Below are 25,430 nucleotides of genomic sequence, written 5' to 3' on the forward strand. Positions count from 1 at the left end.
CCTGGGCCCCACCCCCGGCGCCCCCCCCCCCCCCCGCGCGGGGGGGGGGGGGGGGCCCGGCCCCCCCCCCCCCGCGGCCCCCCGGCACTTCGTCTCGAGCTACTCCCAGGGACGGGGCGACATGATGCCCGCGATCGTGCCGCTCGGGGCGGCGATCCCGGCGATGCGCAGGCCCGGCACGTCCATGGGTTCGCCCGCGATCGAGCCGCCCAGTTCGACCGCGCGCTCGCAGACCGCATCGGCGTCCTCGACCACGAGCATCGCGTTCCACTGCGGCGGCAGCCCCAGCTCGAAGCCGTCCGAGGCGTGGCAGCCGCCGAACTCGCGCTCGTCACTGGCGGTGCTCAGCGCCGCGTACGGCTTCTGGTTCGACTCGTCCTCCCATGGGGGAGTAGCGATGTTCCAGCCGAGCAGGTCGCGGTAGAACCCCATCGCCTCGGCGGGCACGCCGTCGATCCGGTACTCGAGCCAGCCGACGCTGTTCGGCTCGCCCCACACCCCGAAACCGGTGCCCTGGCGCAACTGCACCAGTCCGAAGTCCACGCCGTGCGGGTCCCTGAACATCGCCGAGCGCAGCATCTCGCCGATGTCCTGCGGCTCGCTCAAGACCTCCGCGCCCAGCTCGCGGGCGCGGGCCGTCGCGGCATCGCAGTCGTCGACCCGGAAATGCACGTTCCACACGCGGCTCGGCTCCATGTCCGGCGGGCACGGCATGATCCCCATGACCGGGCGCCCGCCCTCGGAGCCGTCCGGGATCCCGAACGTCGTGTAATGCCACATGTCCTCCCCGGCGTCGACGGCCGTCCAACCGAACAGCGCCTCGTAGAACGCGACGTCGGCGGCCAGATCGGAGGTCAGGGAATCGGACCAGACCGGGGCACCCTCAGGGATCGAGGTCATGGCGCACTGCTCCTTCGCGAGTGGGATCGATCGAACACCCCACGGTGCCACGCGCCGCCGACACCCGCAGCGGTTTCAGCCCGGCCCGGGCTCAGTCCATGGGCTTGCTCGACATGATCGTGAAGTGCGCGCCCGTGGGCGACACCAGCACCGCCATCCGCCCGCCAGGGTCGTCGACCGGCGCGACCGCGACCCGGCCGCCCAGGTCGACCGCCTTCGCCGCCGTCAAGTCCACCGAGTCGGTCCCGAAGCACACCAGCCAGTGCGGCTTCATCCGCACCTCGGGCCCGATCGCCATCCGCGCCCCGCCGAACTCCACCGACCCGCCCGTCAGATGCCCGTGCGTCCACAACCCCACATACGGCGCGTCATGCGAAGGCTCATCGTCCTCGGGCGTCTTCACCGACCAGTTCAGCAGCTCCGAATAGAACTGCATCGCCTCCACCGGCGCCCCGTCGTACACGTACTCGAACCACACCGCCGAGCCCGGCTCGCCGTGCGCCATGAACCCCACACGCTCGCTCATCGGCTCGAACAGGCCGAACGCCCCGCCGTCAGGGTCCTTCAACGCCGCGTACACCAGGTCGTCGCCCACCCGCACCGGATGGCTGATGATCTGGGCGCCCAGCTTCTCCGCGTCCGCCGCCGCCCGGAAGCAGTCCGCCACATGGAACGCGACCCCCCACGCCGACACCGCATCCGGATTCCCCGGCGGGTTCGGCGCGAGCCCGCCGACCGCGCGCGCCACCGACACCGTCGACCCCAGGCACAGCTCCGTGTAATCCCCGAACTCCTCGCCCGTGCCGAAACTCGACCACTTGAACAGGCGCATATAGAAATCCAGGTCGCGAGCCAGATCAGGCGTGTTCGCGTCAGCCCAGATCGGGGCTCCCAGCGGCGTCTTCGAAAGCATCAGGCGCTCCTCAACAGTCGGTCCGGCACCCGTCCACGGTCCCACGGGGGTACGACGCGGGCAAGGGCGCAGCAGACCCCTCGGCTACCCGGCCGCCGGAACCCGGAAACAACGAGGCCCGCCGGCGCACAGCGCCGACGGGCCGAACGATGAGGACTAGCTCCGGCGCTGCTCCCGCAGCAGATCCCGGATCTCCTGCAGCACTTCGATCTCCGCCTGCGCGTGCACCTCGTCGACCTCCTCGGCCGCCGGCGCGAACCGCTCGCGCAGCTTGTTCATCGGCAGCACGATCACGAAGTACACCGCCAGCGCCGTCAGGAAGAACACCAGCACGCCGTTCAGGAACACCCCGTACGGGAACACGACCCCGTTCACCGTGAACTCCCCGCCGACCTCGGCCCCGCCGGTCACCAGCGTGATCAGCGGATCGAGGAACGCCGCGCCGAAGGAGGCCACGAGCGCCGTCATCGCCGCACCCATGACCACCGCGACGGCCAGCTCCACCACATTGCCGCGCATCAGAAATTCTTTGAACCCTTTGATCATGCCCAAGAGTCTCGCATCCCCCTGTCCCGGAACGGCAGGCGCGAATCCCCCGTGTCGGTGTGACCCACCGGACTTCACCCGGACGGGAACAACCCGGCCGTGAAGGCGGTTGCAACCGGAAGCGGCCGGGCCCGGCCCGCCGCCCACCAGCAGCAACTGTGAAAGGCGAAACCATGAGCGACATCGTGATCGGCGGCGACCTCCAGGTCAACCGACTCGGCTACGGCGCGATGCGCCTGACCGGCGACCCGGGGATCTTCACCCCGCCGAAGGACCGCGCGAGCGCGATCGCCGTCCTGCGCCGCGCCGTCGAACTCGGCGTGAACTTCATCGACACTGCCGACGCTTATGCCTTGGGCGACAACGAGACCCTGATCAAGGAAGCGCTCAGCCCGTACGCGGACGGCGTCGTGATCGCCACTAAGGGCGGCAACACCCGGCCCTCGCCCGAGGAGTGGGTCGCGGTCGGCAACTCCGGCTACATCCGCCAGCAGGTCGAGCTCAGCCTGCGCCGCCTCGGCGTCGAGGCCATCGACCTGTACCAGATCCACCGCCTCGACCTGAGCCTGCCGATCGCCGACCAGATCGAGACCCTGGCAGAACTGCAGCGGCAGGGCAAGATCCGCCACATCGGCCTCTCCGAGGTCACCGTGGACCAGCTCAAGGAGGCCCAGGCGGTCGCCCCGATCGCGAGCGTCCAGAACCTCTACAACCTCATCAACCGCCAGAGCGAGGCCGTGCTCGACTACACCGCCGAGCAGGGCATCGCGTTCATCCCGTGGTTCCCGATCGCCGCCGGCGAGCACGCGGGCCCGGACGGGCCGGTCGGGAAGATCGCCGCCGAGATCGGCGCGACCCCGGCGCAGACCGCGCTGGCGTGGCTGCTGCGCCGCTCGGACAACATCGTGCCGATTCCGGGCACGAGCTCGATCGCGCACTTGGAGGAGAACGTGGGCGCGCGGGACCTGGTGCTCGCGGACGACCAGTTCGAGGCCTTGAACGGTCTCGCCTCGGCCTAAGAGCGGAGTGGGCCCGCGCTGAACCGGTGCAGTCGGCGCGGGCTTTTCTTGTGCCCGTTAGGGGTTGAGGGGTGCGATGCGGAAGCGCTCGAATTCGGCGGTGGGGCCTTCGGGGTTGGCGAAGACGATGGTGTTGCGGCCGTCGAGGAGGTCGATGATGACCGGATAGGTCCAGAAGTCGTTCCAGGTCCAGGTGCCGCGCATGGGGTAGGTGCCGGCGTCCTTGCCGTTGACGGTGATCGCGCAGCGGCGGGTGACGATGTCGACGTTGTACTCGTGTCCGTCGGTGCGTTCGTCGTTGGCGTAGCTGATGAGGAGCGCGTGGGGGCCTTCGGCGGCGTCGACCTCGATGGCGGCGGTGGCGCCGCGGCCGTTCCAGCCGATGACGTGGCCGCGGTCGGCGAAGTCGTTGACGACGAGGCAGGAGCCGCCGGAGCGGGTGACCTCGGCGGCGTCGACCTCGACCGGTGCGGGCCCGGTGGCGGGGCCGACGAGGAGGGGTCCGGTGATCGGTTCGGTGCGGAGGCGGTTGACGCCGGCGTGGAGGAACACGGGCCGGGTGAGGTCTACAGGTGCGTCCTGGTTCTGGGGTCCGGCGAGGATCGCGCTCTCGGCGCCTTCGATGCGGTGGTAGCCGGCTTCGGCGGCGTAGAGGTCGAAGACGAGGCCGCCGTGGCGGGGGCGGGCGAACGCGGCGTCGTAGGAGGTGCGGCCGGGGCGGCGTTCGGTGAGTTCGATCTTGTCGAGGGCGACTTCGCCGCGGGCGGTGCCGATCGCGCCGGATTTGGAGAGTTCGACGGTGTTCGCGCCGGCCCGGAGGATGACGGCCTCGCGGGCGATGGAGCGGTGGCCCCAGTTCATGGTGCTGGGGTAGTCGAGGAGGCGTTCGGCGCCGTTGACGGTGAGGACCTGTTGCGCCGGTTGGGGTTCGGTGGCTTCGGCGCCGCGGCCGTACATGTGGGAGTAGAAGACGGCGAGGTCGTATTCGCCGGCTTCGGGGACGTCGACCTGGAAGACCACGGCGGAGTCGGTGAGGCCGAGCCCGCAGACGTCGTGTTCGCCGGAGGCGGCGAAGGCGTTGCCGTCGTCGGCGTGGCCGTGGCGGGTGATCTCGCCGGAGGTGATGTCCGCGGCCTCGGCGTCCCACTGGCCTTTCCACGGGGGCGGGCCGATGACGGCGGCCTCGCCGGGGGTGATGGTGATCCAGTAGGCGGCCATCCGGTCGGGCCCGTAGATCGGGATCTCCAGGCGCGCAGGGTCGCTCACGAACTGGGCGACGGGCAGGGGCGGCCCTGCGGTGCCCTCGTAGCCGGTCCAGTCGATGCGGTGGACGGTGGCGGTGACCTTCTCGCCCCAGAACTCGTGCTCGAGTCCCGTTGCGGCGACGGTGAAGTCCTCGACGGTGCCGCCGGCGAGGATCTGCGCGGAGCGGCGTTCGGCGTCGACGCTCGCGATCCCCTGCAGGGTGTCCACAGTGTTCGGATGGGGCGGGTCGACGCGCACGGTCTGGCCGGTCATCCCCGAGTAGGCCTTGAGGAACCACCACGCGCCGTTGGGCAGGTTCGGCTGCGGGGCCGCGCCCGAGTAGCCGCCGGCGGCGGTCCAGAACGCCATGTCCGCGTGGACCTTCGCCTCCTCGAACATCGCCGCCCACTGCACGAGCTGGCCGGGGACGGAGAGGTCGCGGTTGTTGCCGTACTCGTCGATGTTGACGCGCCGCGGCGCGATCCCGAGCGAGCGCTCCAGCCCGCGGTAGGCGGCGTAGTGGCCGCGGAACTCCGCGAGGGACCGGGGCGAGAGCTCGTGCCAGGTCATCCACTCCGGGAGCGTCCCGGTGTCGCGGGCGCGCCTGAGGAAGTGCGGGAGGAACTCGGGGTGGTAGTAGGCCTCGTTGGGTCCGGCGATCGGCACGCCGGGCGCGAGCCCGCGCAGGAGCTGCACGGTGGTGATCCAGTCGGCGAGGAACCGGTCGTACTTCGCGGGGGCGTTCTCCTTGAGGGAGTACCAGATCCAGTCGGGCTCGTTGAACGGCACCCACACGAGCCGCCCGGCGTTCCCGTCGGTGAGCATCGGCGGCACGACCTCGTACAGCTTCTCGTGGTAGAGGTCGATGCCCACGTCCTCGTAGGGCCACTTCGCGAACAGGTCCTGCAGGTAGACGAACGCGAGGCCGTCGCCGTTGCGGCGCAAGACGTTCACGACGCTCGAGGCGTCGCCGCCGGGGTGCTGCGCGCCGCCGTCCGGCTTCACCGCGAGGGTGGTGATCTCGAGCGCGTCGAGCAGTTCGTCCCCGGGCACGCCGTCCTCCGAGACGCCGTACAGCGACCCTGCCGCACCGTGCAGCACGGGTCCGGTCGGGGCGGCGAAGTCCGCGGTGAGGCGGGCCGCCCCCTGGGGGAGGGGGGTGAGGGCCATTGCCGGGCCTTTCGCGTCAGGAACGGGAGCGGGGCGGGCCCGAGGTCTCGCGGACGATGAGCTCCGGTTCGGGCCAGCTCGGCTTCGGCCGCGGGTTCGAGCCGTCGACGCGGTGGCGCAGCAGCTCGAAGGCGCCGCGGCCCACGCTCTCGAAGTCCTGGTTCACGGTGGTCAGCGCGGGAGTGGTGTACGCCGAGAACGGCGTGTTGTCGAAGCCCACGATCGAGAGGTCGCCGGGAACACTGCGCCCGGCCAGGTGCGCGGCGCGCATCGTCCCGAGCGCGAGGTTGTCGTTGCCGCAGAGGATCGCGGTCACCGAGGGGTCGGCGACGAGCGGCTGCACGGCCTTGAACGCCTCGGAGATGGTCCACCCGGACGGCACCGGGTCCGGCACCTCGCGGCCCGCCTCGCGCAGGACCCGCGCCCAGCCTTCGGCGCGGTGGGCCTTGCCGCCGCCGAACGTGCCCGTCGACGTCGGGATCGCCAGGTGGTGCACCGTCCGGTGACCGAGGTCGAGGAGGTACTTGGTGGCCTCGGCGGCGGCCTTGCCGTCGTCCATGCCCACCAGCCACGGCGAGGCGGCCAGCTCCTCGGCGGTGTAGGGGCCGATCGCGACCATCGCCTGCGGCTGCGTGTCGAGCAGGACCTGCTTGGCGCGCATGCCCGGCTCGTCGTGGGCCATGATGATCGTCGGCTCGCCCGCGCGCGGCAGGCGCGCGACGATGTCCGCGTCCGAGTGCGTGTCCGCGGGGTCGAGCACGGAGATCTGGACGCTCCAGTCGAGCGACCGGGCGGCCTTCTCGATGCCGCGCAGCGCCGCCTCGGGCCCGTAGAGGGAGGTGTCCGCGGTGAGCACGGTGACGGACTCGACCGCGCCGCCCGCGAGGCTGCGGGCCAGCCGGTTGGGCCGGTAGCCGAGCTCGGCGATGGCGTCGAGGACCTTGTCCCGGGTGGCCGCGGCGACCCGCGGCGAGCCGTTGACGACGCGCGAGACGGTCTGATGGGAGACCCCGGCCAGTCTCGCCACGTCCCAGATACTGGCTGCCTTCTTCGGTTGCGCCATCGCTCTTGGTCTCTTTCTCGTTCGTCGCAGGCCGTCCCAGGGGACCGGGCCGTCCCCGTCCCAGTGTGGCCGCAGTCCCATACGACGATACGCCGAGTGATGTTAACGATCACTTATATTATGCGTCAAGAACAGTACAACACAATTCTGTAACGGAGTGGTCATGCCGAGGTCACGAATTCGGAGGCCTCCGCAAACGCCCCAAACGGCACAACCGACGCTTCCGTTGCTCAGGTAGCGGCCCTCAGGCCCCTTGTGAGTCCGAGTTCACACACTCGAAATCTTTGGCGACAACTTCTTAACACGCAGGCCCGGGTCGCGTAACACGTCTTGGTGAAGCTGGCTTCACTCCGGTAGGTAGGAGCATCACGCGCCGGCTGCTTCGGTGGTCGGCGCGTGACAACACCTATCCCGAGCACCGTCGCTCCCCTCACGCCGGAACTTAAAGCCCGCAGTACGTACCTATCTCTGGAGAGAGGAGGCGGCCATGCCCGAGCTCGACACAGGCAACACTGCCTGGATCCTGACCTCTGCCGCCCTTGTCCTGCTCATGACTCCGGCGCTCGCCCTGTTCTACGGTGGCTTGACCCGCGCCACGAGCGTCATCAACATGATGATGAAGTGCCTGGTCGCCATCGGCATCGTTTCGATCGTCTGGGTGCTCGTCGGCGAGTCCATCGCCGTCGGCGAAGGCTCCACCAAGTTCTACGGGGACTTCTCGTCGCTGTTCGGCTCCCGCGCCGCGACTGAACTCACCGCGGCCGCCGGCCTCAACGGCGTCCCCTCCGCGGTCTGGACCGCCTTCGGCATGATGTTCGCGATCATCACGGTCGCCCTCATCGCCGGCGCCGTCGCCGACCGCATGAAGTTCAGCGCTTGGGTCATCTTCGCCACCGCCTGGGTCATCCTGGTGTACTGCCCCGTCGCGTACTGGGTGTGGAACGCCGGCGGCTGGATCAAGCAGTGGGGCGTCCTCGACTTCGCCGGCGGTACCGCGGTCCACGTGAACGCGGGCGCCGCCGCCCTCGGCCTGGCGATCGTCGTCGGCCGCCGCATCGGCTGGAAGGACGGCAACTTCGCGCCGCACAACCTGCCGCTGGTCCTGCTCGGCGCCGGCCTCCTGTGGTTCGGCTGGTTCGGCTTCAACGCCGGCTCCGCCTTCGCCGCTGACGGCTTCGCCGGTCTCGCCTTCCTGAACACGCAGGTCGCGACCGCCGCCGCCATCCTCGCCTGGCTCCTCGTCGACCGGATCCGAGGCATCAAACCCTCGATCATCGGCGGCTGCTCCGGCGTCGTCGCCGGCCTGGTCGCCATCACCCCGGCCGCGGGCCTCGTGACCCCGCTCGGCGCCATCGCCATCGGCGCGGTCGCCGGCATCATCTGCCCGTTCGCCATCGGCCTCAAGCACAAGTTCGGCTACGACGACGCCCTCGACGTGGTCGGCCTGCACATGGTCGCCGGCTTCTGGGGCTCGGTCTCCCTGGGCCTCTTCGCCTTCGAAGACGCGGCCGGCGTCAACGGCCTCTTCTACGGCGGCGACGCCACCCTGCTGGGCAAGCAGGCCGCCGCCACCGGCGTCGTCCTGGTCTACTCGGCCCTGGTCGCCTTCATCATCGGCCTGATCCTCAAGTACACGATCGGCATCCGGATCAGCGAGGAAGAAGAGCTGGCCGGTATCGACGCCGCCGAGCACGGCGAGGCCGGCTACGACCTGCCGATCAACGGCAACACCGGGACGGGCCTGCCCGAGGCCGCCGAGCCGGAGAAGGTCAACGCCTAACCGACTTCACGTCACCGCTAAAGGAACGGCCGCCCTCCCCCCGGGGGCGGCCGTTCCGCTTGCCGGGGGAAGGTCACGCCCGGTCCGGGCATCACCGGGCGGCGGCCGCGCCGCCATCCCCGTTAAGCTCGTATGAGGCCTGCGCGCCGCGCGCCCGCTGCAAGACGCGAATCTGCACGGCGCGGCGCCCCGCACTCCAGACGTACACCGCAATGCACCACCGAGAGGTTCGCCCGTGTTCGACGCTCTGTCAGATCGACTGTCCGGGATCTTCGAGTCGATCCGCGGCAAAGGCCGCCTGACCGATGCCGACATCGACGCCACCGCCCGCGAGATCCGCCTCGCCCTGCTCGAAGCCGACGTCGCCCTCCCGGTGGTCAAGACCTTCATCGACCAGATCAAGGAGCGGTGCAAGGGCGCCGAGGTCTCCAAGGCCCTCAACCCCGCCCAGCAGATCATCAAGGTCGTCAACGAGGAGCTCGTCGCGATCCTCGGCGGCGAGACGCGGCGCCTCAACTACGCCAAGCAGGCCCCCACCGTCATCATGCTCGCCGGCCTCCAGGGCGCCGGCAAGACCACCCTCGCCGGCAAGCTCGCCAAGTGGCTCAAGGGCGACGACCACTCCCCGCTCCTCGTCGCCGCCGACCTCCAGCGCCCCAACGCCGTCGGGCAGCTCCAGGTCCTCGCCGAGCGCGCCGGCGTGGCCGTCTACGCCCCCGAGCCCGGCTCCGGCGTCGGCGACCCCGTCAAGGTCGCCACCGACTCCATCGAAGAGGCCCGCCGCAAGGGCCACGACGTCGTCATCGTCGACACCGCCGGCCGCCTCGGCATCGACGAGGAGATGATGCAGCAGGCCCGCGAGATCAGGGCCGCCGTCAACCCCGACGAGGTCCTCTTCGTCATCGACGCCATGATCGGCCAGGACGCGGTCAACACCGCCGAGGCCTTCCGCGACGGCGTCGGCATCACCGGCGTGGTCCTCTCCAAGCTCGACGGCGACGCCCGCGGCGGCGCCGCGCTCTCCGTGCGGCACGTGACCGGCCAGCCGATCATGTTCGCCTCCACCGGCGAGAAGCTCGAGGACTTCGACGTCTTCCACCCCGACCGGATGGCCTCGCGCATCCTCGGCATGGGCGACATGCTGACCCTCATCGAGCAGGCCGAGGCCGTGTTCGAGGAGGACAAGAAAGAGGAGATGACGCAGAAGCTCCTCAAGGGCGAGGACTTCACGCTCGAGGACTTCCTGGAGCAGATGCAGGCCATCCGCAAGATGGGCCCGATCGGCAACGTGCTCAAGATGATGCCGGGCATGGGCCAGATGCGCCAGCAGATCGACTCCATCGACGACAAGCAGATCGACCGCACCTCCGCGATCATCCGCTCCATGACCCCCGCCGAGCGGCGCGACTCGTCGCTCATCAACGGCTCGCGGCGCCTGCGCATCGCGAACGGCTCGGGCGTGACCGTCTCCGAGGTCAACCAGCTCCTCTCGCGGTTCAAGGACGCGCAGAAGATGATGCGCGGCATGACCGGCGCGATGGGCCTGGGCGGCGGCACCAAGGCCACCAAGTCGCCCTACAACAAGCGCAAGGGCAAGAAGGCCAAGAAGAAGCCCGTGGTGCGCCGCGGCGGCCAGCCCCAGAACGCGGCCCCGCAGCTCCCGGCGGGCATGCAGCTGCCCCCGGGGATGCCCGACCTCTCGCAGTTCAACGCGGGGGACCTCCCCGACATCGACTTCGAGCAGTTCCTGAAGGACCAGAAGAAGAACAAGTAAGGCCCTGAACGACCGGAGGCCGGACCGCGCACAGCACAGTCCGGCCTTCGCGTGTTCTCCACCACAGCGATCGTCGAGCAAGCGCGATCCTGTCGGGGCGGGCGCGGAAAGTGGCGGGCAGGGTCATCCCACCCAGGGCGGGTAGGTCCGCGCCCGCGCTCGCACACCCGCGCGCCCCCGTTGGACTTCGCGGCGCGCTCGGGCGATACTGCGAGGCGATGAACGCACTCGCACCGCTTGAGCCCTCGCCCATCGAGCCGCTCCACCTCCGGGTCGTGTGGCTCCCGGACGACACCGTCCGCGACGTGTACGTCGACGGGGACCGGATCACCTTCGAGCCAGTGCCCGGAGCCCGCACCGTCGCCACCGCCGGGTTCGCGCTCCCCGGCCTCGTGGACGCCCACTGCCACATCGGGATCCGCCGCGGGCCCAAACCCATCGAGAGCGTCGACGAGGCCCGCACGCTCGCCCACACCGACCGCGACGCCGGCGTCCTCGCCATCCGCGACGCCGGATCCCCCTACCCCTACCCCGAACTCGTGGGCGAGGACGGCATGCCGCGCCTCATCCGCGCCGGCCACCACATCGCCGCCTCCCGCCGCTACCTGCGCGGCATCGGCCTCGAATGCGAACCGCACGAGGCCGTCGCGGCCCTCGCCCGCCAGGCCAAGCTCGGCGACGGCTGGGTGAAGCTCGTCGGCGACTGGATCGACCGCGGCAAGGGCGACCTCGCCCCGTCATTCGAACCCGAGATCCTCACCGCCGCGATCCACGCCGCCCAGGCCGAAGGCGCGAAGGTCGCCGTGCACACCTTCTCCGAAGAGGCCGTGGCCTGTGTGGTCGAGGCGGGCGCCGACTCGATCGAGCACGGCACGGGCCTCGCCCCCGACCTCCTCGACCGCATGGCCGAACGCGGGATCGCCCTGGTCCCCACCATGATCAACATTGAGACCTTCGACGACATCGCCGCCGGCGCCGACGTCAAGTTCCCCCGCTACGCCGACCACATGCGCCGCCTCAAGCAGGGCTTCCCCGAGGTCGTGCGCGCCGCATGGGAAGCGGGCGTGCCCGTCTACCTCGGCACCGACGCGGGCGGCGGCATCGACCACGGGCTCGCCGCCGAGGAGATGCTGCTGATGCACGAGAAGGCCGGCATCCCGGCCGCCGAGGTCGTCGCCGTCGCCTCCTGGCGCTCGCGTGAATGGCTCGGCCTCCCAACGGATCTCGGCGACCTCGTCGTCTACGAACGCGACCCGCGCGCCGACATCACCGCCGCCCGCGAACCCGCCGTGGTCATCCTGCGCGGCCGACTCCTCAAGGCCCCCAAGTAGGAACGCGGTGACCTGCGCGTTTTGCGGCTTTCCTGAACCGGCCTCGTCACCGCCGGTGGCGGAGGTCCGCTATCGTGAACGTCCCCGCGCCGTTACCGCCCGAGCAGAGAGTTATAGCGATGACTTATCCTCCGCCTCCTCCGGACCAGTCCGGCCAGGGCGGCTTCCAGTACGACCCGTACGGCAGCCAGCCCGGTTCCCAGCCCAACCCGTCGCAGCCCCAGCAGCCGGGTTACCAGCAACCGGGTTACCCGCAGCCTGGATACAGCCAGCCTTCGCAGCCGCAGCAGCCCGGCTACGGCCCGGCCCCGCAGCTCCCGCCGCAGGCGCCCGGCTACCCGCCGGCGTACCCCGGCGCGCCCGGCTACGGCCCGCAGCTGCCCAAGGGCCAGGCGATCGCGTCGATGGTGCTCGGCATCATCGGCGTCGCCGGCCTGTGCATCCCGTACGTCGGCAGCTTCGCCGCCATCGTCTGCGGCATCATCGCCGCGATCCTCGGCGGCGTCTCGCTCAAGAAGATCAACGCGGGCCAGGCCGCCGGCAAGGGGCAGGCGATCACCGGCCTCGTGCTCGGCATCATCGTCTGCGCGATCGCGGTCATCATCCTCATCGCGCTCGGTTCGCTGCTCGCCGCGTTCGGCACGGCCTCGACCGCCACGTACTAGGTCGCGGAGTTCTCAGCGGCGCGGGCTTCGGCCCGCGCCGCTTTCTCGTCGCTCGATCACATCGTGACGAGGCAGAACGGGTGCCCGGCGGGGTCGGCGAAGACCCGGAAGGTCTCGCCGCCGCCTTCGAGCCGGCGCGCGCCGAGCTCGAGGACCTGCTCCTCGCCCACGTCGAGGTCGCCGACCTTGACGTCGAGGTGCATCTGCTGCGGGACGGCCGGGTCGGGCCAGGTCGACGGCGTGTAGACCTCGGCCTGCTGGAACGCGATGCCGGGCTGGTCCGCCGAGATGCCGATGACGACCCAGTCGCCGTCGTCCTGCACCTCGACCATGCCCAGGACCTCGCGGTAGAACGCTGAGAGCGCCTGCGGGTCGGGGCAGTCGATGATGAGTCCGTGCCAAGTACCGATCATCGGTCCAGGGTCGCAGAAGGGTCCGACGGTTTCCGTCGGCTCAGGGGTTCCGGATCAGGTGACGTCGTCGAAGCTGGCGGCGCGGTCGCGCCCGCGCTCGGCGGCCGGCTCGGCCGCGGTCGTCCCCGAGCCGTTGGCGCCGTTGGTGCCGTTCGCCTCGCGGGTGATGCTGCCGCGGTTGACGCTGCGGCGGGTGCTCTCGATGTCGCGCGTAGCGTCCGTCAGGCCCTCCTTGAGCGGCTTGGTGCCGTCCTGGAGGTCGCGCATCGTGGACTTGAGGGGGCTCGTCAGCATCTCCTGGTCCTCTTCGGTCAGGATGTGCTTGCGGACGAAGGTCTTCGGATTCAGGTCCTCGGGCCGGATGTCCGTGCCGATCTCGCGGCTGAGGTCCGCGGCGGCGTTCGAGGCCATGTTGCGGGCCTTCGAGATGAACCTGCGCAGGCTGGCGAGCGCCTTGGGCAGCTTGTCGGGCCCCCACAGGAAGATCGCGATGAGGATGATGACCAGGAACTCGGTTCCGCCCAAGCCTCCGAACACGCTGATCCTCCTAATGCCTGCTGATACCTGAAAAACCTCCGCCTAGCGTACTCCCACGTCAGTCACTGGCCGCTTCCAGCGTGACCTGCGCACTGTGCTCCTCGCCATTCCTTTCGTAGACGACGGTCACAACCGTGCCCGGAGCGAGCTTGCGGATGAGCGCGATCAGCTCGGTGTTCTCGGCGACCATGTTGCCGTTGAAGCTGGTCAGGACGTCGCCGTCCTGCAGTCCGGCGTCGTCGGCGGGGGAGCCGTCGATGATCTCGCTGAGGGTCACGCCGACCCCCAATTCGGATTCTCCGAGCTCGGCGCCGAGCACGGTGTGGCTGGCCGATCCGGTCGCGATGATCTCGTCGGCGATGCGTTTGGCCTGGTTGATCGGGATGGCGAAGCCGATGCCGATGTTCCCGGCCTCGCCCTCGGCGGCCGTGGAGGCGATGGCGGTGTTGATGCCGATGACCTGCCCGGCGATGTCCGTGAGCGGCCCGCCGGAGTTGCCGGGGTTGATCGCCGCGTCCGTCTGGATCGCGGCCATCACCGATTCGACCTCGCCGTTGTTGTTCTCGGTGAGCACGGGCCGGTCGATGGCCGAGATGATGCCCTCGGTCACGGTCGACGAGAGCCCGAGCGGCGCGCCGACGGCGAGCACGGGGTCGCCCACGGCGACCTGGTCGGAGTCGGCGAGGACCATCGCGGGGTGCTCGTCGCCCTCGATGCGCAGCACGGCCACGTCGGAGTCGGGGTCGGAGCCGATGACCTCGGCGGTGGTCACGTTGCCGTCGCTGAAGAGCACCTGGAGGCTCTCGGCGGGCTCGGTGCCGCCGCCGACGACCACGTGGTGGTTGGTCATGACGTAGCCGTCGTCCGAGACGATGAAGCCCGAGCCGTTGCCGCCGTCCGCGGTGAGGACGGTGACCACGGAGGGCATGATCTGCTCGACGACGCCCGCCACGGAGCTGACGTCGCGGTCGGTCTGCGGCTCGGCGCCGAGGAAGCTGCCGTCGCCGGGGCCGGATCGGGTGGCCCAGATGCCGACGGCCGCGCCGAGGGTCCCGGCGATGAGCGCGGTGACGGCCGAGACGGCGATGACGAGGCCGAGCGCGGGCCTGGCCCGCGGGGCGCGGACCGGGAGCGGCTCGGGCGGGGGCGCGTGCGGTGCCGGACGGGTCTCGATCACGGCCCGGCTGCCCGGATCGCGCCACGGGTCGGAGGCGGCGGCGGGGTGCCACCACGCCGACTGGTCGGTCTGCTGCGGCGCGTACTGGGGCTGGGCCGGTCCGGCCATGGCGGGCGCGCCGGGAGGCGCGGCCGGGTCCTGCTGGAAAGCCTGCTGCGGTTCGTACGACGGATATCCCGGCTGCGGCGCGGCCGACTCGTACGGCGGCGGATATCCGGGCTGCGGGGCCTCGTAGGGCGCGGGCTCCGGCTGCGCGGGCTCGTACCCGGCCTGCTGCGCTTCGTACGGCGCGGGCTCCTGCGGCGCGGCGGCCTCGTGCGCGCCGTGCTCCCGCGGCGCGTGCGGGACCGCTTCGGGGTGTTGCGGATTGCCCGGATCTGCCTGGGGCGGCTGGGTGCCGGAAGTCATGACTCAAAGTCTATGCCGGAATTGCCGCTCGTTCACCTGCCCCGCCATTCCGCACCGTGTCGGATGGTCCGCGAGTCGTCGTCACGCGGGCAAGGGTGAAGGACCCGCTCCGCGCACGCGGAACGGGTCCTCAGGTCGATTCGGCGGCGGGGTGACCGCCGTGGGGGTGGTGTGGAAGAGCGGTCTTATTCCAGGGCGCCTTCGAGTTCCTTCTTCAAGGTCGCAGCTTCCTCGGGACTCATCTCCACGACCAGCCGACCGCCACCTTCGAGTGGAACACGCATGATGATGCCGCGACCCTCCTGCGCCACCTCGAGTGGTCCGTCACCCGTCCGCGGTTTCATGGCCGCCATTTTGGTCTCCCCTCGATCCAAGGTCGCAGGTTGCGACTCGACGTTGCTAGATCAAGTTTCCCTGATGAAGAGGGCAGAGGCCAACTCGCCCCTCCGTCTATGTGACAAGGTTGCGTAGAAATCATCCAGAAAGGGGCTTTTGTGACATGCGTGATTATTGTTAACAGAGTGTGAGCCCCGTCACTTACTCTTCAGGGTCCTGCTCGTGCTCGACGCCCAAAAGGAACGAAGTGCCCTCAAGTTCTCTTCCGTACGGCGCGACGAACGTGGGCAACTCCTTCGGGCCCAGCGAGCGGATGTACGACCAGAACTGCCGCACGGCCTCGGCCTTGTCGACGGCCTCGATGGGCATGGAGAGGGTCACGAGCCAGTCGCTGCGGCGCTCGGGCGTCGGCAGGGCCCGGACCAGGTCCTCCCAGACGTCCGGGTTGAGCTCGGTCCAGCCCTCTTCGGCAGCGGAGCTCTCGACGGTCTTGGCGGGCTCCTCGAGGCGGCGGCGGTACGCGACGGCCGGGCCGTCGACCTCGCCGAGCGCGAACACGCCGTCCGGGCCGGCCAGCGCGACCTCGTCGCCGTCCGCGGCGCCCTCGGGGCGCGCGGGGGGCTCGACGGCTTCGACCTCGTAGGCCTGTTGCTCGGTGTACTCGTCTTCGTTCAACGCCAGCAGCCAATAACGCATGGGCATATCCCATCACGTGTCGCTGCGCGGCGCCGTCTCACCTTCATCCTCGCGCCCTGCCTCACTCCCGGCGGCGTCCGCGCGGTCGTCAGGCCCGGCCGCCTCGTCCTCGTTGGCGAGCCGCAGTGCGGCCTCCTCATCGGACTCTGCTGCAAGAGGCGCCGCCTCGTCAGACGCCGTCTCGGCGGGCTCCTGGGCGGGGAGTTCGGCCGTGTCGCCTTCGAGGCGCGCCTGCATCTCGGCGAGCAGTTCGTCGCGGCGGCCGATCTCCCAGGCGAGCCGGTTCAAGGCGGCGTCGACCTGGTCGGTGCGGTAGCCGCGCAGGCCCGTGTCGAACTTGACGGAGGCGACGGCGCGCTCGTCCACCGCCTCGCCCTCGCCGAGGCCCAGCGGCGCGCCCGCCGCCCCGGTGTCCAGGAGCGTGTCGCGGCCGGTGGCCCACACGACGATCGAGAAGGCGATCCACACGCCGATGACGGCGACGACGATCGGCAGCACGAAACCCACAGGAGTCTCCTCCGACTAGAACCACGCGAAAAGCAGGACCACAGCAATTGTGCAGACCGCGAGGGTCACTCCCAGACGCGGGTTGTGGGGGACGACCGCCTTGATCGGCTTGCCGCTGCGGTCCAGCAGCGGCAGGCGCGGCCGGTTGGCCATCCCCACCAGCACATATCCGATGATCGTGGCCATCACCGGCAGCAGGAACGTGACCCACCACTTCGAGTCGTCGTCCCCGCCGGTCGCGGCGAAGTAGACGAGCTGCACTGCGAGGCACGCGACCATGGAGGAGCCGTAGACGACCAGTTCGCGCAGGACGTGGTGCGCCTTCGGCAGCAGCGTGGGGCGCTGCGCGGACCGGGTCGTGGCCGTGCGGGCGAGCTCGGCCTCCCGCAGGGCGGTCTTGGCCCGCTCGAGGACGGCATCGGGGTTCGTCTGCCGCGCAGGCGAAGCGCCCTCTTCTTCCGCGGTGTGCACGGGGGTCAGGTCGGGCGTGGTGTGCCGCAGCCGGGCGCACAGCTCCGCGAGGCCCATCATCTGGTCGTCCAGTTCGGACCGCACCTCGCGCAGCGACTCGCGGCGCCGTTCGAGCTGCCGGGTGGCCTGGGCGGTGCTCGCGTTCGTGTCCGCGTCCAGGCGCGTCAGCTCGTGCACCAGGTCTTCATATGCGCTGAGGCTCATCGCGACTCCACCTTCCCGGGGATGTCCTGGACCGGGAGGCCGTCGAGGCGGCCGGGCCGCACGTACGGCACGGCCAGGGTCTGGGTGCCCGCGTGCCGGTCGATGACGAGGCAGCGGTTGGTGCGGGCCTCCCAGGCGCGCTCGTAGCCGCCGGTGATCGCGGCGAGGTCGTTCCCGGCGATGTTGAGCGCCACGACCCCGGCGCAGTGCTCGCGCCCGGCCGAGCCGCCGATGTCGTCGAGGAACCGCCGCGCGCCGCGCCACCAGCCGACGAGGTGCACCCCGTCGGCGGGGCCGTGCAGCAGCAGGTTCCGCAGCGCCGAGGGCTGCCCGTCCGCGCCGTCCGCGCCGAACCACACCAGGTACGTCGGCTTGGCGCGCTTCGCGTTCAGGATCGAGCCCGGCGCGAGCCGGCGGCATTCGTGCCCGCCCGCTTCGAGTTCGCTCACGACCTGCCGCGCGGTGTCTTCGACGCCCACGGCCGTGGCCGCCACCTCGAACGCGACGCTCCCCGGTTCGTGCTGGCGCCCAAGGGAGACCGCGGCCGCGGCGAGCATGTCCGCCGCGACCGCCGAGGTGCCGAGCACGGCCAGGTGCCGGCCCGGGCTGCGGTCGAACTGGTAGCCCACCGAGGACATGTGCACGTCCACGGCCCGGCCCAGCAGCGCCACCGGCGCGTGCGTCGGCGCGAGGTCCGCGAACCGCGGGTCGTCCTCGAGGTGCTGCTCGTCGAAGCCGCGGAAGACCACCGGCTCCACGTCCGAGTCCCGCCGCTCCCACAACTGCCGCCGCAGGCCCGTGAGCAGGTCCTCGGCGCTCGACGCGTCCGGGAACCGGCAGGTCCGGTTGCGGCCCTTGATGCCTCCGGCGTCATTGATGACGGCCTGGCCGACGCTGATGCCGTCCGCCGCGTCGTTGCCCTCGTCGAGCAGGTGCTTCGCGCCCGGCAGCGCCACCCGCAGCGGGAACTGCCCGAAGATCGAGTCCTTCTTGGAGTACAGCGCCTCGATGCCCGAGATCGTCTGGCTCGCCAGCACCAGGTGCACGCCATAGGAGCGGCCCTTGCGCGCCAGCTCCTCCAGATGCGCGACCGCTTCGCCCGCAAGGCGGTCGTTGCCCGCGAACAGCACGTGGAACTCGTCCACGACCGCCACGATCCGCGGCAGCGGCGTCTCCGGCCGCAGTTCGCGCAGCCGCGCCAGCCTCGTCGCCCCGGCCCGCTTCATCAGGCCCGCGCGCCGCGACAGCTCCGCGCGCAGCGCCCCGAGCACGGCCACCCCGTACTCGCGGTCCGACTCCACGCCGACCGCCTTCACATGCGGGATCCACGACGGGTCCAGCGGCGAGGGCGTGAACTCGGTGAACGACACGCCCTCCTTGAAGTCGAGCAGGTACAGCTCCAACTCGCTGGGGGAGTAGCGGGTCGCGAGCCCGTACAGCACGTCCAGGAGGAACACGGTCTTGCCGCCGCCGGTGCGCCCGCCGATGAGCCAGTGCGGCGTCGCGTCGTCGAACGCGACCTCCACGTCACCGCCCTGCGAACGCCCCGCCTGGTCCCGGCCGATCACCGTCGACAGGCCGTTCCGGCTCGAAGCCGACCACAGCACCTCCGGCACCAGGTCCGCGACGCTCAGCTCCCCGGCCTCCTTGCGCTGCTGCGCCCGCGAACCGTACACGGCCCGCACCAGGCTCGGCGGCGGCGCGGCGTCGAGCCGCACCGGCAGCGGCAGGCTCCCCAGCCGCACTTCGCCTTCCTTGCAGTGCAAGTAGGTCGCGTGCTCGATCGCGGGCAGCGACTCCCGGTGCGGCAGCTGCTTCCACCCGCACAGCACGAGATGGCACCGCGCCGACGGCCCCGCGTGCGCCAGCGCCGCGAGTCGCTCGCGCATCGACGTGCCCACCTCGGGCGGCAGCCCGGCGATCACGATGAGATGGAACGGCTGGTCGGCGATCGACTGGCCGCGCGCCGCGATGTCCCGCAACTCGGTGAGCCGCTTCTCCGCGGCCGTGAGCACCCGCCCGAGCGCGAGATGGTCCGTGGCGACGGGACCCGCGATGCCGGCGTCCACGAGCGCCGTGGCGGGCGCGAACACCTGCCCGAGGGTCACGCCGTCGACCAGGCTCAGTTCGAGGTTCGGGTTCGCGGCGGTGATCCGCAGCAGCAGCGACTGGAGCATCCCGGCCACGCGCGGATCGGCGGCGTCGCCGTCGCACACCAAGTGGCCCTTGCCGAGGAGGCCCGCGAGCGCCGGGAACGCGGGCGCGTCGTCGATCTCCGCAGTGCCGATCCGCACGGCCTCAGTGGACGGCGCGTCGGTCCACACCGGCGTGCCCGGCGCGATCGCGGCCAGGTCCTCGCCCAGCCACCCGGTCGCGGCCTGCGCCGCGGCGGCGCGCAGCCGCTCGGCGAGCTCACTGCGGCGCTGTTCGACTCCCGTTGCGGCCAAACGGGAAGCGTCGTCCCGGAGCAACTGCTCGACCTCGTCGGCGGCGCCCGCGGCCTCGCGCAGGCGTGCGGCCGCCCGCTCCAATTCGGTCCGCCAAGTCAAAGCCGCCTCCCGGTGTGTCGCAACACGCTCACCATACCGGGAAGCGCCCCGAAGCGCTGCAGCCGTTAGTGCGTGAACAGCCCCAACGCGAGGTCGGCGAGGCGGCCCGGGTCCTCGGCGCCGCACAGTTCGCGCGCGGAGTGCATCGAGAGGATCGGCAGGCCCACGTCCACGGTGAGGATGCCGAGCTGCGTCCCCGAGATCGGGCCGATGGTCGTCCCGCCCGGGATGTCGTTGCGGTTCACGTAGGTCTGCCACGGGATCCCGGCGGCGTCGGCGGAGCGCCGGAACAGGGCCTGCTCCTCGGCGCCGCTCGCGTACCGCTGGTTGGCGCTGACCTTGATCATGGGGCCCTCGCCGGGCACGGGACGGTGGCCGGGCTCGTGCCTCTCGGGGTAGTTGGGGTGGATCGCGTTGCCGGTGTCGGAGGACATCATGGCGCTGGCGGCGATCCGCTGCGCGTAGCTCTCGAAGTCGTCGGTGGCGAGGATGCGGCGCAGCGCGCTCTCGAGGAACGGGCTCTGCGCGGCGGAGTAGGTCATGGACCCGATCTCCTCGTAGTTGAACGCGGCGAGGACGGGCACCTGCTCGCCGGTGTCCTCGGCGGCGATGAGCGCGGCGAGCCCGGCGTGGACGCTGGTGAGGTTGTCGAGCCGCCAGGCGGCGAACAGCTCTTCGTCCTTGCCGAGGTAGGCGGGCGGGTCGAGGGCGACGGTGAAGAGGTCGTGGCCGAAGACGTCGTCCGCATCGACGCCGGCTTCGGCGGCGATGAAGTCGAGGAATTCGCCCTCGTAGGGCTGGCCGAGGCCCCAGATGGGGGTGAGCTGGGACTGGGCGTTGAGCTTCTGGCCTTCGTTGACGCCGCGGTCGAGGTGGATGGCGAGGCGCGGCACGCGCAGGAGCGGCCGGTCGACGTGCACCAGCACTTCGGCGCCGTCGCGCATGACGAGCCGGCCGGCGACGGAGAGGTCGCGGTCGAGCCAGGTCTGGTGCGGGACGCCGCCGTAGACCTCGACGGCGATCTGCTTCCAGCCCGCGCTGCCCGTGTCAGGGTTGGGCTTGACCTTGAACGTGGGGGTGTCGGTGTGGGCGCCGAAGATCCGGAATCCCTCGATCTCGGGGCTGTTGACACGCCAGGCGATGATCGAGCCGTCCCGCACGGTGTAGTAGGCGCCGGTCTCGCCGAGCGGCCACTCGTCGGTCTCGGCGAGGCGTTCGAATCCGGCGGCCTCGAGCCTGCGGCCGGCCTCGGCGCACGCGTGGTACGGGGTGGGGCTTGCCTGGATGAACGCGGCGAGGTCGTCGGTGTGCGACCGGTCGAAGCGAGGCATCGGTGCTCCTTCTTGTGGCGGGTGGCCGTGGCGGCTGTCAGCATAGACGGATGCGAGCGTTGAAACTGGGCCGACGGGTGTTCGATGAGGGCGACTACGCGGTGATGGCGATCGTCAACCGTACGCCCGACTCCTTCTACGACTCGGGGGCGACCTTCGCGTTCGAGGCGGCGGTGGCCGCGGTCGACAACGCGGTGGCGCACGGCGCGGACATCGTCGACATCGGCGGCGTGAAGGCCGGGGACGGCCCGGAGGTGTCGGTCGCGGAGGAGATCCAGCGGGTCGTGCCGTTCATCGCCGCCGTGCACGACAAGCACCCTGACCTGGTGATCTCGGTGGACACCTGGCGCGGCGAGGTGGCCCGCGAGGCCGTCGCGGCCGGCGCGGAGCTCATCAACGACACGTGGGCGGGCTGGGACCCGGGCGTGGTCGAGGTCGCGGCGGACACCGGCGCTGGCCTGGTCGTCTCCCACACGGGTGGCCTGGAGCCGCGCACGGTGGCGGCGAAGGCGGTCTACGAGGACGTGGTCGCGGAGGTCCGCGCGGAGCTCGTCGAACGGGCGGAGGCGGCGGTCGCGGCGGGGGTGCGCGCGGACGGCGTCCTGATCGACCCGACGCACGACTTCGGCAAGACCACGTTCCACTCGCTCGACCTGACCCGCCGCTTGGACGAGCTCGCCGCGACCGGCTGGCCGGTGCTGGTCGCGTTGTCCCGCAAGGACTTCGTGGGCGAGACGCTGGACCTCCCGGTGGACCGACGCCTGAACGGCACCCTCGCGGCGACCGCGATCTCCGCTTGGAACGGCGCGCGCGTCTTCCGCGCCCACGATGTGGCGGCCACCCGCGAAGTCCTCGACATGGTCGCCGCGATCAAGGGCGACAAGCCCCCGAAGGCCCCGCACCGCAGTCTGTGAACGCGAAACGGCCGCCGTGCGCGAGCACGGCGGCCGTTCGGGATCGCGGCTAGCGCCTGTGCCGCATGTGGTCGACGGCCTCGTCGAGGTCGTCGGTCATCATGAGCAGGTCGACGTCCGCCGGGCCGATCTTGCCCTCTTTCAGCATCGAGGCGCGGATCCAGTCGTGGAGGCCGCCCCAGTAGTGCGAGCCGATGAGCGCGATGGGGAACTTGCCGACCTTGCCCGTCTGCACCAGCGTCAACGCCTCGAACAGCTCGTCCATGGTCCCGAAGCCGCCCGGGAGCGCGCAGAACCCGCTCGAGTACTTCAGGAACATGACCTTGCGGACGAAGAAGTACTTGAAGTCCAGCTCGATGTGGACGAACTCGTTGATGCCCTGCTCGAACGGGAGCTCGATGCCGAGCCCGACCGATTTGACGCCCGCTTCGGCGGCGCCGCGGTTGGCGGCCTCCATCGCGCCGGGGCCGCCGCCGGTGATGACCGAGAACCCGGCCTCGCCGAGCTTGCGGCCCAGGTCGACGCCGAGCTTGTACTCCTCCGAGTCGACCGGGGTGCGCGCCGAGCCGTAGACGCAGACCGCGTCGCCGAGCTCGGCGGCCTCCATGGCCTCGAAGCCCTCGACGAACTCGGCCTGGAACTTCATGACCCGCCAGGCGGCGCGCTGCTTCCATTCCTCGCGGTGCCTGTCGTCAAGCACCTTCTCGTCGGCGGTCACACGGCGGTCGGCGGTCATGATTCCTCCACATAGGCTCGCAGCGCGTCCGCGCAGGCGCGGATGCGCGGGATCTCGACGCGTTCGTCCTGCTTGTGGGCGAGGTTCGGGTCGCCGGGGCCGAAGTTCACGGCCGGGATGCCCAGGGTCGCGAAGCGCGCCACGTCGGTCCAGCCGAGTTTCGCACGGAACTCTCCTCCGGCGGCGGCGACGAACTCGGCGGCCTCGGGCCGGTCGAGTCCGGGCCGGCAGGACGGCGCGGAGTCGGAGAGGTGCACGTCGAAGCCGGCGAAGACCTCGCGTAGGTGCGCTTCGGCGGCGGCCTCGTCGCGGTCGGGCGCGAAGCGGTGGTTCACCTCGACCCAGGCTTCATCGGGGATGACGTTCCCGGCGACGCCGCCGCCGATGAAGACCGCGTTCAGGCCCTCCCGGTACGTGCAGCCGTCGACGTCGACCTCGCGGGCCTCGTACGCGTTCAGCCGCTCCAGGACGGGCGCGATCTTGTGGATCGCGTTCTCGCCCTTCCAGGACCGCGCGGAGTGCGCCCGCTTGCCGCTGGTCGTGACGCGGGCCCGCATGGTGCCCTGGCAGCCGGCCTCGACGAGCCCGTAGGTCGGTTCGAGGAGGATCGCGAAGTCGGCGGCGAGGAGTTCGGGCCGGGACTTGGAGAGCTTGTTGAGGCCGTTGTGCTCGGCCTCGATCTCCTCGCAGTCGTAGAACGCGAAGCTCAGGTCGAACTTCGGGTTCGGGACCGTGGCCGCGATCCACAGCGCGAGGGCCGTGCCGGACTTCATGTCGGAGGTGCCCAGGCCCCACAGGACGTCGCCATCGAGGCGGGTGGGGAAGTTGTCGTTGACCGGCACCGTGTCGAGGTGCCCGGCGAGCATGACGCGCCGGCCCCGGCCCAGCTCCGTGCGGGCGATGAGGGTGTTCCCGATGCGCTCGGTCGTCAAGTGCCCCATGCGTTTGAGGGCCGCCTCCACCTCGTCGCAGATCTCGGCCTCGTTCCAGGACACGGACGGGATGTCGCACAGGGCCCTGGTCAGCGCGACCGGGTCGGCGAGGACTGCCTCACTCAAAACTGTCACATCCGCAGACGATACTCGCCGCGTGGATAGGCTTTTCGCATGAGTGATTTCCTGACTGACGGAGCATGGGGCGTCGGCGTGGCCACGGTCGCCGCCGACGGCACGGTCCTCGACGTGTGGTTCACCCGCCTCGGCCTCGGCGAGGCCCCCACGGGTGTGGCCGCGCCGGAGCTCGACCGGGCGAACGCGACGGGCACGACCTCGAAGGGCGTGTCGATCACCGTCAAGTCCCTCGCGGAGGCCCCCGAGGACACCGCTGACGTGTACCTGCGCCTGCACCTGCTCTCGCACCGGTTCGTCATCCCGCACTCGATCAGCCTCGAGGGCATCTTCGGGCTGCTGCCGAACAACGCCTGGACGAACTTCGGCCCCGTCCCGGCCGACGCGGTGAACGCCGCCCGCCTCAAGCTCCGCGGCGAGGGCCAGAACCTCGAGGTCAAGTCCCTCGACAAGTTCCCGCCGATGGCCGACTACGTGACCCCGTCCGGCGTGCGCATCGCGGACGCCTCCCGGGTGCGCCTCGGCGCGCACCTCGCCGAGGGCACCACCGTCATGCACGAGGGCTTCGTGAACTTCAACGCCGGGACGCTCGGCAACTCGATGGTCGAGGGCCGCATCTCCGCGGGCGTGCTCGTGGGCGACGGCTCGGACATCGGCGGCGGCTCCTCGATCATGGGGACGCTCTCGGGCGGCGGCAAGGAGGTCATCTCGATCGGCGAGCGCTGCCTCCTCGGCGCGAACGCCGGCATCGGGATCTCCTTGGGCGACAACTGCGTCGTGGCCGCCGGCTGCTACGTGACCGCCGGTTCGAAGGTCACCACCCCGGACGGCGACGTGGTCAAGGCCGCGACCCTCTCGGGCAAGGACAACCTGCAGTTCTGGACGAACACGCAGACCGGCAAGCTCGAGGTGCGCCCGCGCACGGGCACCTGGGGCGAACTGAACGCCGCCCTCCACAGCGCCCAGTAACCGACATTCAAGAACACGTCTCGCTTCGAAGGCCCCGGCACGCGCCGGGGCCTTCGGCGTCGGCGCCGCATGTCAGACCCTCCTGGCACCATCGATCCGGGGGCGGCTCACTGCGCCCGTTTTGCCCGGGAATCGCCGAGGCGCTCCTGTTTTTAGGCCCACGCCTGGAGTAGTACCCGGGTGCTACTCGCGATCCGAGGGTTCATCCCGGAGATCGAGGTGGGGACCCGGATTTCTGCATAACCTGGTCCATATGGACAGAGTTGGAGAGTTCGGAGCCGCGAATTCCACGTCGTCGGGGTTCGTGGTCGTCACGACAGAGGGCGTGCCCGGCTACGAGGTCCTCGACACCCACGGCGAGGTCTTCGGCCTCACGGTGCGGTCCCGGAACTTCGTCTCGGACCTCGGCGCGGGCTTCAAGTCGCTGCTCGGCGGCGAGCTGAAGGGCCTCACCAAGGCCCTCGCCGCCTCCCGCGAGGAAGCGCTCACCCGCATGATCGAGCAGGCGAAGACCCTGGGCGCCAACGGGGTCGTGATGATGCGCTTCGACGTCTCCGACGCCCGCGACATGGGCACCGAGGTGTGCGCCTACGGCACCGCCGTCACCGTCCGCAAACTTTGATCAGGAAACTGGGGAAAACGAGCGGCGGGCCGCCCCCCCCCCCCGGGCCGCCGCCCCACAACTGGCGGGGGGGTTGAGCGGGGGGGG

24 protein-coding genes are annotated in these 25,430 nt (G+C 70.6%); 8 read left to right on the forward strand and 16 right to left on the reverse strand.

Annotated features, from left to right (window positions below; genetic code table 11):
• Positions 1 to 99 precede the first annotated feature (99 nt).
• From O2L01_RS06850 to mscL, 3 genes are all read right to left on the reverse strand, one after another.
• Complete coding sequence (locus tag O2L01_RS06850; protein ID WP_270121170.1) at positions 100 to 900, reverse strand: VOC family protein; 801 nt, start codon at positions 898 to 900, stop codon at positions 100 to 102.
• A gap of 91 nt (positions 901 to 991) precedes the next feature.
• Positions 992 to 1,813: a VOC family protein gene (locus O2L01_RS06855; RefSeq protein ID WP_270121171.1), complete on the reverse strand. Its 822-nt coding sequence runs from the start codon at positions 1,811 to 1,813 to the stop codon at positions 992 to 994.
• A gap of 156 nt (positions 1,814 to 1,969) precedes the next feature.
• Complete coding sequence (gene mscL / locus O2L01_RS06860) at positions 1,970 to 2,359, reverse strand: large conductance mechanosensitive channel protein MscL (protein WP_270121172.1); 390 nt, start codon at positions 2,357 to 2,359, stop codon at positions 1,970 to 1,972.
• Between the two features lie 173 nt (positions 2,360 to 2,532).
• Here mscL and O2L01_RS06865 point away from each other — a divergent pair, with 173 nt between their 5' ends.
• A complete protein-coding gene (locus O2L01_RS06865; protein ID WP_270121173.1) occupies positions 2,533 to 3,378 on the forward strand; it encodes an aldo/keto reductase in 846 nt (281 codons plus the stop codon).
• 57 nt (positions 3,379 to 3,435) lie between these two features.
• Here the strand turns inward: O2L01_RS06865 and O2L01_RS06870 are convergent, their stop codons facing one another.
• The gene (locus O2L01_RS06870) at positions 3,436 to 5,793 is read right to left on the reverse strand and encodes a carbohydrate-binding protein (protein ID WP_270121174.1); all 2,358 of its coding nucleotides are present in this window, start codon (positions 5,791 to 5,793) and stop codon (positions 3,436 to 3,438) included.
• A 16-nt stretch (positions 5,794 to 5,809) separates the two neighbouring features.
• Entirely contained in the window at positions 5,810 to 6,856 is a 1,047-nt protein-coding gene (locus O2L01_RS06875) for a LacI family DNA-binding transcriptional regulator (protein WP_270121175.1), read from the reverse strand.
• A gap of 487 nt (positions 6,857 to 7,343) precedes the next feature.
• On the opposite strand from O2L01_RS06875, the gene O2L01_RS06880 reads away from it, so the two are divergent.
• From O2L01_RS06880 to O2L01_RS06895, 4 genes are all read left to right on the forward strand, one after another.
• Positions 7,344 to 8,636, forward strand: coding sequence for an ammonium transporter (locus tag O2L01_RS06880; RefSeq protein WP_270121176.1), 1,293 nt, complete (start codon positions 7,344 to 7,346; stop codon positions 8,634 to 8,636).
• A 235-nt stretch (positions 8,637 to 8,871) separates the two neighbouring features.
• The gene (gene ffh / locus O2L01_RS06885; RefSeq protein ID WP_270121177.1) at positions 8,872 to 10,410 is read left to right on the forward strand and encodes a signal recognition particle protein; all 1,539 of its coding nucleotides are present in this window, start codon (positions 8,872 to 8,874) and stop codon (positions 10,408 to 10,410) included.
• A gap of 218 nt (positions 10,411 to 10,628) precedes the next feature.
• Positions 10,629 to 11,741, forward strand: coding sequence for an amidohydrolase family protein (locus tag O2L01_RS06890; RefSeq protein WP_270121178.1), 1,113 nt, complete (start codon positions 10,629 to 10,631; stop codon positions 11,739 to 11,741).
• A 119-nt stretch (positions 11,742 to 11,860) separates the two neighbouring features.
• Positions 11,861 to 12,406, forward strand: a complete 546-nt coding sequence (locus tag O2L01_RS06895; RefSeq protein WP_270121179.1) for a DUF4190 domain-containing protein — start codon at positions 11,861 to 11,863, stop codon at positions 12,404 to 12,406.
• A gap of 56 nt (positions 12,407 to 12,462) precedes the next feature.
• On the opposite strand, the gene O2L01_RS06900 is transcribed toward O2L01_RS06895, so the two are convergent.
• The 9 genes from O2L01_RS06900 to O2L01_RS06940 all read right to left on the reverse strand — a co-directional run bounded on the left by O2L01_RS06900 (position 12,463) and on the right by O2L01_RS06940 (position 21,035).
• Entirely contained in the window at positions 12,463 to 12,819 is a 357-nt protein-coding gene (locus O2L01_RS06900) for a VOC family protein (protein WP_270121180.1), read from the reverse strand.
• A 54-nt stretch (positions 12,820 to 12,873) separates the two neighbouring features.
• Entirely contained in the window at positions 12,874 to 13,356 is a 483-nt protein-coding gene (locus O2L01_RS06905) for a twin-arginine translocase TatA/TatE family subunit (protein WP_270121181.1), read from the reverse strand.
• Positions 13,357 to 13,414: 58 nt separating this feature from the next.
• The gene (locus tag O2L01_RS06910; RefSeq protein ID WP_270121182.1) at positions 13,415 to 14,941 is read right to left on the reverse strand and encodes a trypsin-like peptidase domain-containing protein; all 1,527 of its coding nucleotides are present in this window, start codon (positions 14,939 to 14,941) and stop codon (positions 13,415 to 13,417) included.
• A 185-nt stretch (positions 14,942 to 15,126) separates the two neighbouring features.
• Positions 15,127 to 15,294 carry a DUF3117 domain-containing protein gene (locus O2L01_RS06915; protein ID WP_270121184.1) on the reverse strand — a complete coding sequence of 56 codons (168 nt, stop codon included), beginning with the start codon at positions 15,292 to 15,294 and terminating at the stop codon, positions 15,127 to 15,129.
• A gap of 184 nt (positions 15,295 to 15,478) precedes the next feature.
• Positions 15,479 to 15,973, reverse strand: a complete 495-nt coding sequence (locus O2L01_RS06920; RefSeq protein ID WP_270121185.1) for a hypothetical protein — start codon at positions 15,971 to 15,973, stop codon at positions 15,479 to 15,481.
• A 12-nt stretch (positions 15,974 to 15,985) separates the two neighbouring features.
• Complete coding sequence (locus tag O2L01_RS06925) at positions 15,986 to 16,480, reverse strand: DivIVA domain-containing protein (RefSeq protein ID WP_270121186.1); 495 nt, start codon at positions 16,478 to 16,480, stop codon at positions 15,986 to 15,988.
• Positions 16,481 to 16,495: 15 nt separating this feature from the next.
• Positions 16,496 to 17,155, reverse strand: coding sequence for a hypothetical protein (locus O2L01_RS06930; RefSeq protein WP_270121187.1), 660 nt, complete (start codon positions 17,153 to 17,155; stop codon positions 16,496 to 16,498).
• Positions 17,152 to 19,704 carry an FtsK/SpoIIIE domain-containing protein gene (locus tag O2L01_RS06935; RefSeq protein ID WP_270121188.1) on the reverse strand — a complete coding sequence of 851 codons (2,553 nt, stop codon included), beginning with the start codon at positions 19,702 to 19,704 and terminating at the stop codon, positions 17,152 to 17,154. Before O2L01_RS06935 ends, O2L01_RS06930 begins: the two co-directional genes overlap by 4 nt.
• A 65-nt stretch (positions 19,705 to 19,769) precedes the next feature.
• The gene (locus tag O2L01_RS06940; RefSeq protein ID WP_270121189.1) at positions 19,770 to 21,035 is read right to left on the reverse strand and encodes a M18 family aminopeptidase; all 1,266 of its coding nucleotides are present in this window, start codon (positions 21,033 to 21,035) and stop codon (positions 19,770 to 19,772) included.
• A 50-nt stretch (positions 21,036 to 21,085) separates the two neighbouring features.
• Between O2L01_RS06940 and folP the strand changes: the two genes are divergently transcribed.
• Positions 21,086 to 21,949 carry a dihydropteroate synthase gene (gene folP / locus O2L01_RS06945; protein ID WP_270121190.1) on the forward strand — a complete coding sequence of 288 codons (864 nt, stop codon included), beginning with the start codon at positions 21,086 to 21,088 and terminating at the stop codon, positions 21,947 to 21,949.
• A gap of 49 nt (positions 21,950 to 21,998) precedes the next feature.
• Here the strand turns inward: folP and O2L01_RS06950 are convergent, their stop codons facing one another.
• Positions 21,999 to 22,685 (reverse strand): LOG family protein, encoded by a 687-nt coding sequence (locus O2L01_RS06950; RefSeq protein WP_270121191.1) that lies wholly within the window; start codon positions 22,683 to 22,685, stop codon positions 21,999 to 22,001.
• The gene (gene dapE, locus O2L01_RS06955) at positions 22,682 to 23,752 is read right to left on the reverse strand and encodes a succinyl-diaminopimelate desuccinylase (RefSeq protein ID WP_270121192.1); all 1,071 of its coding nucleotides are present in this window, start codon (positions 23,750 to 23,752) and stop codon (positions 22,682 to 22,684) included. Before dapE ends, O2L01_RS06950 begins: the two co-directional genes overlap by 4 nt.
• A 39-nt stretch (positions 23,753 to 23,791) precedes the next feature.
• Here dapE and O2L01_RS06960 point away from each other — a divergent pair, with 39 nt between their 5' ends.
• Positions 23,792 to 24,721, forward strand: coding sequence for a DapH/DapD/GlmU-related protein (locus O2L01_RS06960; protein WP_270121193.1), 930 nt, complete (start codon positions 23,792 to 23,794; stop codon positions 24,719 to 24,721).
• 253 nt (positions 24,722 to 24,974) lie between these two features.
• A complete protein-coding gene (locus tag O2L01_RS06965) occupies positions 24,975 to 25,343 on the forward strand; it encodes a YbjQ family protein (RefSeq protein ID WP_270121194.1) in 369 nt (122 codons plus the stop codon).
• The last annotated feature ends 87 nt before the right edge of the window (positions 25,344 to 25,430 follow it).

This window comes from Glycomyces lechevalierae, assembly GCF_027622945.1.
Classification (GTDB): Bacteria; Actinomycetota; Actinomycetes; order Mycobacteriales; family Micromonosporaceae; genus Glycomyces; species Glycomyces rutgersensis.

What these genes read in the sequence shown, in the direction of transcription:
- O2L01_RS06850 (WP_270121170.1), bottom strand. Translation starts at nt 900, where the DNA reads ATGACCTCGATCCCTGAGGGTGCCCCGGTCTGGTCCGATTCCCTGACC.
- O2L01_RS06855 (WP_270121171.1), bottom strand. Translation starts at nt 1,813, where the DNA reads ATGCTTTCGAAGACGCCGCTGGGAGCCCCGATCTGGGCTGACGCGAAC.
- mscL (WP_270121172.1), bottom strand. Translation starts at nt 2,359, where the DNA reads ATGATCAAAGGGTTCAAAGAATTTCTGATGCGCGGCAATGTGGTGGAG.
- O2L01_RS06865 (WP_270121173.1), top strand. Translation starts at nt 2,533, where the DNA reads ATGAGCGACATCGTGATCGGCGGCGACCTCCAGGTCAACCGACTCGGC.
- O2L01_RS06870 (WP_270121174.1), bottom strand. Translation starts at nt 5,793, where the DNA reads ATGGCCCTCACCCCCCTCCCCCAGGGGGCGGCCCGCCTCACCGCGGAC.
- O2L01_RS06875 (WP_270121175.1), bottom strand. Translation starts at nt 6,856, where the DNA reads ATGGCGCAACCGAAGAAGGCAGCCAGTATCTGGGACGTGGCGAGACTG.
- O2L01_RS06880 (WP_270121176.1), top strand. Translation starts at nt 7,344, where the DNA reads ATGCCCGAGCTCGACACAGGCAACACTGCCTGGATCCTGACCTCTGCC.
- O2L01_RS06890 (WP_270121178.1), top strand. Translation starts at nt 10,629, where the DNA reads ATGAACGCACTCGCACCGCTTGAGCCCTCGCCCATCGAGCCGCTCCAC.
- O2L01_RS06895 (WP_270121179.1), top strand. Translation starts at nt 11,861, where the DNA reads ATGACTTATCCTCCGCCTCCTCCGGACCAGTCCGGCCAGGGCGGCTTC.
- O2L01_RS06900 (WP_270121180.1), bottom strand. Translation starts at nt 12,819, where the DNA reads ATGATCGGTACTTGGCACGGACTCATCATCGACTGCCCCGACCCGCAG.
- O2L01_RS06910 (WP_270121182.1), bottom strand. Translation starts at nt 14,941, where the DNA reads ATGACTTCCGGCACCCAGCCGCCCCAGGCAGATCCGGGCAATCCGCAA.
- O2L01_RS06915 (WP_270121184.1), bottom strand. Translation starts at nt 15,294, where the DNA reads ATGGCGGCCATGAAACCGCGGACGGGTGACGGACCACTCGAGGTGGCG.
- O2L01_RS06920 (WP_270121185.1), bottom strand. Translation starts at nt 15,973, where the DNA reads ATGCGTTATTGGCTGCTGGCGTTGAACGAAGACGAGTACACCGAGCAA.
- O2L01_RS06930 (WP_270121187.1), bottom strand. Translation starts at nt 17,155, where the DNA reads ATGAGCCTCAGCGCATATGAAGACCTGGTGCACGAGCTGACGCGCCTG.
- O2L01_RS06940 (WP_270121189.1), bottom strand. Translation starts at nt 21,035, where the DNA reads ATGCCTCGCTTCGACCGGTCGCACACCGACGACCTCGCCGCGTTCATC.
- folP (WP_270121190.1), top strand. Translation starts at nt 21,086, where the DNA reads ATGCGAGCGTTGAAACTGGGCCGACGGGTGTTCGATGAGGGCGACTAC.
- O2L01_RS06950 (WP_270121191.1), bottom strand. Translation starts at nt 22,685, where the DNA reads ATGACCGCCGACCGCCGTGTGACCGCCGACGAGAAGGTGCTTGACGAC.
- O2L01_RS06960 (WP_270121193.1), top strand. Translation starts at nt 23,792, where the DNA reads ATGAGTGATTTCCTGACTGACGGAGCATGGGGCGTCGGCGTGGCCACG.
- O2L01_RS06965 (WP_270121194.1), top strand. Translation starts at nt 24,975, where the DNA reads ATGGACAGAGTTGGAGAGTTCGGAGCCGCGAATTCCACGTCGTCGGGG.